Annotated in this window: 1 protein-coding gene; it reads left to right on the top strand. The window is 30.8% G+C overall.

Features of this window, described 5'->3' with window-relative positions:
- Positions 1 to 276 precede the first annotated feature (276 nt).
- On the top strand, positions 277 to 654 hold the full coding sequence (locus NC99_RS06820; RefSeq protein ID WP_053181346.1) for a hypothetical protein: 378 nt from the start codon (positions 277 to 279) through the stop codon (positions 652 to 654).
- The last annotated feature ends 44 nt before the right edge of the window (positions 655 to 698 follow it).

Below are 698 nucleotides of genomic sequence, written 5' to 3' on the forward strand. Positions count from 1 at the left end.
AAACGACAACAAAATACAATAAGGACTCATGGGTATCTACAAAAAGAAAACACACACCATAGCAGGCCCATAGCGGCGACGGGGATCAGTCCAACTATATTTTATCCATTATTTGAATCCGCTTTTTCCAAATAACGAATCATTCCAATTTTATTTCTAAATTTAACAGCAGTTTATCTGAACAATGGATAAAATACTAGAACGTTGTAAGCCATATTGAAAATGGCCAATTTTATAAATGAGTTGAGTAACAATTACGACTAATTTTAATTGAACATGAAATATAGAAAAGAAATCGTAAAACTGATTTTGATAGCAATTCCTTTGATTGGCTTTATTGCCTATGGATTTATTGTAGTAAATAAGGAGAATAAAAAATTAGAAAAAGACCCTGCTCACACTTATGGAATAATCATAAAAAAATACATTGGGGCAAAAGCAAGAGATTATGTGAAGTACGAATATAAGATAAATGGACAGATTTATCTGGGGGATAAAAATTATATGCCTCATAAAGAATTAATAAGAATAGGAGATACATGTGAAGTTATTTATGCGAAATCTGACCCCGAAATATCAAAATTAATTGAGAACGATGACGGAACAATAAAAATAAGAAAGTCAAATGAACTAAAGGGTTTTAATTTAAAATAAAATACGGCTTACAACAAATTGTATATGGCAGGCGGGGGTTTTAG

The organism is Sunxiuqinia dokdonensis (assembly GCF_001270965.1).
GTDB lineage: Bacteria > Bacteroidota > Bacteroidia > Bacteroidales > Prolixibacteraceae > Sunxiuqinia > Sunxiuqinia dokdonensis.

Coding starts and splice junctions, on each gene's coding strand:
- NC99_RS06820 (WP_053181346.1), top strand. CDS start 277: ATGAAATATAGAAAAGAAATCGTAAAACTGATTTTGATAGCAATTCCT.